General features: G+C 67.2%; 4 protein-coding genes. 2 read left to right on the top strand and 2 right to left on the bottom strand.

Annotation, left to right across the window (positions count from 1 at the left end; all coding sequences use genetic code 11):
* Nucleotides 1–10: 10 nt before the first annotated feature.
* Nucleotides 11–1162, bottom strand: coding sequence for a multiple monosaccharide ABC transporter substrate-binding protein (gene chvE / locus ACNPM4_RS17490; protein ID WP_448986526.1), 1152 nt, complete (start codon nucleotides 1160–1162; stop codon nucleotides 11–13).
* Nucleotides 1163–1469: 307 nt separating this feature from the next.
* Here chvE and ACNPM4_RS17485 point away from each other — a divergent pair, with 307 nt between their 5' ends.
* Nucleotides 1470–2105 (top strand): GyrI-like domain-containing protein, encoded by a 636-nt coding sequence (locus ACNPM4_RS17485; protein WP_448986525.1) that lies wholly within the window; start codon nucleotides 1470–1472, stop codon nucleotides 2103–2105.
* A 64-nt stretch (nucleotides 2106–2169) separates the two neighbouring features.
* Nucleotides 2170–2970: a DUF1206 domain-containing protein gene (locus ACNPM4_RS17480; protein ID WP_448986524.1), complete on the top strand. Its 801-nt coding sequence runs from the start codon at nucleotides 2170–2172 to the stop codon at nucleotides 2968–2970.
* Between the two features lie 19 nt (nucleotides 2971–2989).
* Here ACNPM4_RS17480 and ACNPM4_RS17475 read toward each other — a convergent pair whose 3' ends face one another.
* Nucleotides 2990–3637: a LysE family translocator gene (locus ACNPM4_RS17475; protein WP_448986523.1), complete on the bottom strand. Its 648-nt coding sequence runs from the start codon at nucleotides 3635–3637 to the stop codon at nucleotides 2990–2992.
* Nucleotides 3638–3661: the final 24 nt, after the last annotated feature.

The following is a 3661-nucleotide window of genomic DNA, read 5'->3' as shown; positions in this document are numbered from 1 at the left end:
GGAGCGATGACTACTCGGCGACGCCGGCGTCGACCTCGGCCTGGGTCCAGTAGCCCGAGTCGACCAGCAGCGAGGTGATGTTGTCCTTGTAGACGATGTCCGACTGCAGGAGGTACGACGGCACGACCTTCACACCGTTGTCGTAGGTCTCCGTGTCGTTCGCCTCGGGCTCCTCGCCCTCGAGCATGTCCTCCGCCACGACGACCGACTGCTCGGCGAGCTTGCGCGTGTCCTTGAAGATGGACGAGAACTGCACACCCTGGTCGATCAGGCTGATGGAGCCGATCTCCGCATCCTGTCCGGTGACGATCGGGAGACCGTCGGCGATGGTGGCGCCGAGACCGCCGGTGCCCTGGAGTGCCGTGATGATGCCGCGGGAGATCCCGTCGTAGGGGGAGAGCACGCCATCGAGCTTCGTGCCGCCGCCGTACGTCGAGGTGAGCAGATCCTCCATGCGCTTCTGTGCGGTCTCCTGCTGCCAGCGCAGGATCGCCGCCTGCTCGATATCGGTCTGCCCCGACGGCACCGTCAGCGCGCCCTCGTCGATGTAGGGCTGCAGCGTGTCCATCGCCCCCTGCCAGAAGAAGTGGGCGTTGTTATCGTCGAGAGAGCCGGCGAAGAGCTCGATGTTGAACGGGCCCTTCTCTCCGGTGTCCTTACCGTCCTGATCGAGCACGCCGAGGCCGACCAGCAGCGAGGTGGCCTGCTGCACGCCGACCTTGTAGTTGTCGAACGTCACGTAGAAGTCGACGTTCTCGCTGTCGCGGATGAGGCGGTCGTAGGAGATGACCGGGATCTTCGCTGCCGCAGCGGCGTCGAGCTGCGAGGACAGGGCGGTGCCGTCGATCGCGGCGATGACCAGGAGGTCCGCCCCCTTGGTGATCATCTGGTCGATCTGCTGGCCCTGCGTCGGGATGTCGTCGCCGGCATACTGCAGTTCGACCTGGTAGCCGGCCTTCTCCAGCCCCTCCTGCACGGCGGTGCCGTCGGCGATCCAGCGCTCGGAGGTCTGCGTCGGCATGGACACGCCGATCAGCAGGTCGCCCTTGTCGCCGGAGGCCTTCTCGCCGCCGCCCGCGGAGCCGGCTCCGCCTCCGCCGCAACCGGCGAGGGCGAGGACTCCCGCGAGACCGAGGGCCGCGAGTGCGTACTTCTTCTTCATTCCGAGCTCCTTTGCTGTGCAATGCGTCCTCCGGCCGAAGTCCGGAGGGTGGGCGTCCCGGCCATTCGGGATCCGCCTCGGATCACTTTCTTGAGTTCGAGACTCGAAGTCAAGCGAACGTGATCGTTTCGTGATGATTGAGACTAGGCCTCATCGAGCGGGGATTTCTTCTCCGATGGCCGGAGTTTTGTCGTCGCAAGGTGGGAAATCCGGGAGTTATCTTCGAGACTCGAAGCTAACTCGGGCGGGCGATAGCCGGTGTCTGCGCTCCGTGTCACACTGGGCGCACGAACCAGGAAGGCACGTCATGGCGGCGATCGATCCCAAGAAGACGCTCGACGCGTATCGGGCGAAGCGCGGTCAGTTCCGCATCCTCGAGGTGCCGCCGATGCAGTACCTGATGATCGACGGCGCCGGAGACCCGAACACTTCCCCGGCTTATGCGGAGGCCGTCTCGGCTCTGTTCCCCCTGGCCTACACCCTCAAGTTCGCGAGCCGCGACGAGCTCGGCATCGACACGGTCGTGATGCCCCTCGAAGGGCTCTGGCACGCATCGGACATGGAGTCGTTCACCACTCATCGCGACAAGTCCGCCTGGCAGTGGACGCTGATGATCATGGTCGGCGACCACATCACGTCTTCGATGTTCGCCGACGCGGTGGAGTCCGTGGCGCAGAGAGCGGCGAAGAAGAAGGGGCCGGTGCCCGCACTCGGCTCCGTGCGGCTGGAGACCCTCGACGAGGGGATGAGCGTGCAGACTCTGCACGTCGGTCCGTTCGACGATGAGGGGCCGGTCCTCGACGACCTGCATCACCGCTTCATCCCCGAGCACGGCCTGACGATGACCGGGCTGCATCACGAGATCTACCTGAGCGACCTGCGTCGCACCGATCCGGCGAAGCTGCGCACCATCCTCCGGCAGCCCGTATCGTCGAGCGCCTGATGCCGAGAGGCGCCGGGAAAGCAAGCCCCTCCGCCGGGTGGGTCCTCGGCGATACCCTTCAATGATGAGCACGGTCAAGCACGCTGCGCGCGTCGCCAAGGGGTCCACCGCCTTCCGCCGCATCGCCCGTGTCGGGTTCGTCGTCCTCGGCCTGATCCACGTCATCATCGGCGCGATCGCCATCACCATCGCCGCGGGGGCCTCAGGCGACGCCGACCAGGACGGCGCGATGGAGCAGATCCGGAACAACCCGGTCGGCGGATTGCTGCTCGTGCTCGTCGCCACGGGGCTGATCGCTCTGGCCGTGTGGCAGATCGCGAGTGCGTTCCTCGCCGCCGACCCCGCCGAGACGAAGAAGTGGGGGCAGCGCGTCAAGCTCTTCGGCATCGCGCTCGCCTACCTCGTGGTCGCGGGCATGGCCCTCATCTACGCGCTGGGTGGCAACGCCGATTCGGAGACGGCGTCGAAGACCCTCAGCTCCGTGGTGCTTTCCGCTCCGGGCGGCGTCGCCCTGCTCGTCGTCATCGGACTGTCCGTGGTCGGCGTGGGGATCGGCTTCATCGTGGGCGGCTTCACGCGCGGCTTCGAGAAGCTGCTCGATCTGCCGACGGGAGTCGCACGCGGTGGCATCGTGACGCTCGGGGTGATCGGCTACTTCGGCAAGGGCATCGCAGTGGGCGTGACCGGCGTGCTGTTCGTGGTCGCCGCGGTCACGCAGGATCCGGAGAAGGGCGCGGGGCTCGATGCCGCGCTCCACAGTCTGTTGGAGCTGCCTCTCGGCGGACTCGTCCTGGGAGCGGTCGGCTCGGGCTTCGCGATCTACGGAGTCTTCTGCATCGCCCGGGCGCGCTTCGCTCGCATGTGAGCAGGGTCGCGCCGGGCGCTCACGCGGTCGCGGGCTTCTCGCTCCAGACCAGCAGGAACGCCCCGAGCGCGATCATGAGTCCGCCGCCGGTGGCACCCATCGCCTCGATGCGGCGAGGTGAGCGGCCGAACCAGTCGCGGGCGGCGCTGGCGAGGAGCACCCAGACGGCATCGCACGTCACGCCGATGACGACGACGATCACTCCGAGCAGGAAGAGCTGCGCGGGGACGGAACCCGCGTGCAGATCGACGAACTGCGGCAGGATCGCGAGGAAGAACGCGATGGACTTCGGATTGGTGACTCCCACGACGAAGCCCTCGGTGAGCAGCCGCCATCCCGAGCGCCGCGCCGGAGCGGCGATCATCGCGCGCGCCGCATCCTTCCGGTGCCGGATGGCCTGGATGCCGAGGAAGATCAGGTAGCCGGCGCCGAGCACCTTGACGACGGTGAACAGCACGGCCGACTGGGCGATGATCGTGCCGACGCCGAGCGCGACCGCGACGACCAGCACGATCGAGCCGATCGCCGTGCCGAGGATGCTGAGGAACCCGCCCATCCGCCCGAGAGCCATGGCCCGGCCGATCGTGAACAGCACGGTCGGACCGGGGATCACGACCATGACGAACGCCGCGACGATGAAGGCGAGCAGCGTGTCCGGGGCGATCATGGGTCGAGCCTAGGGGTGCGGGCG

Source organism: Microbacterium umsixpiens (genome assembly GCF_053543675.1).
This window is presented reverse-complemented; position numbering and strand designations above follow the sequence as displayed.

What these genes read in the sequence shown, in the direction of transcription:
- ACNPM4_RS17475 (WP_448986523.1), bottom strand. Translation starts at nt 3,637, where the DNA reads ATGATCGCCCCGGACACGCTGCTCGCCTTCATCGTCGCGGCGTTCGTC.
- ACNPM4_RS17485 (WP_448986525.1), top strand. Translation starts at nt 1,470, where the DNA reads ATGGCGGCGATCGATCCCAAGAAGACGCTCGACGCGTATCGGGCGAAG.
- ACNPM4_RS17480 (WP_448986524.1), top strand. Translation starts at nt 2,170, where the DNA reads ATGAGCACGGTCAAGCACGCTGCGCGCGTCGCCAAGGGGTCCACCGCC.
- chvE (WP_448986526.1), bottom strand. Translation starts at nt 1,162, where the DNA reads ATGAAGAAGAAGTACGCACTCGCGGCCCTCGGTCTCGCGGGAGTCCTC.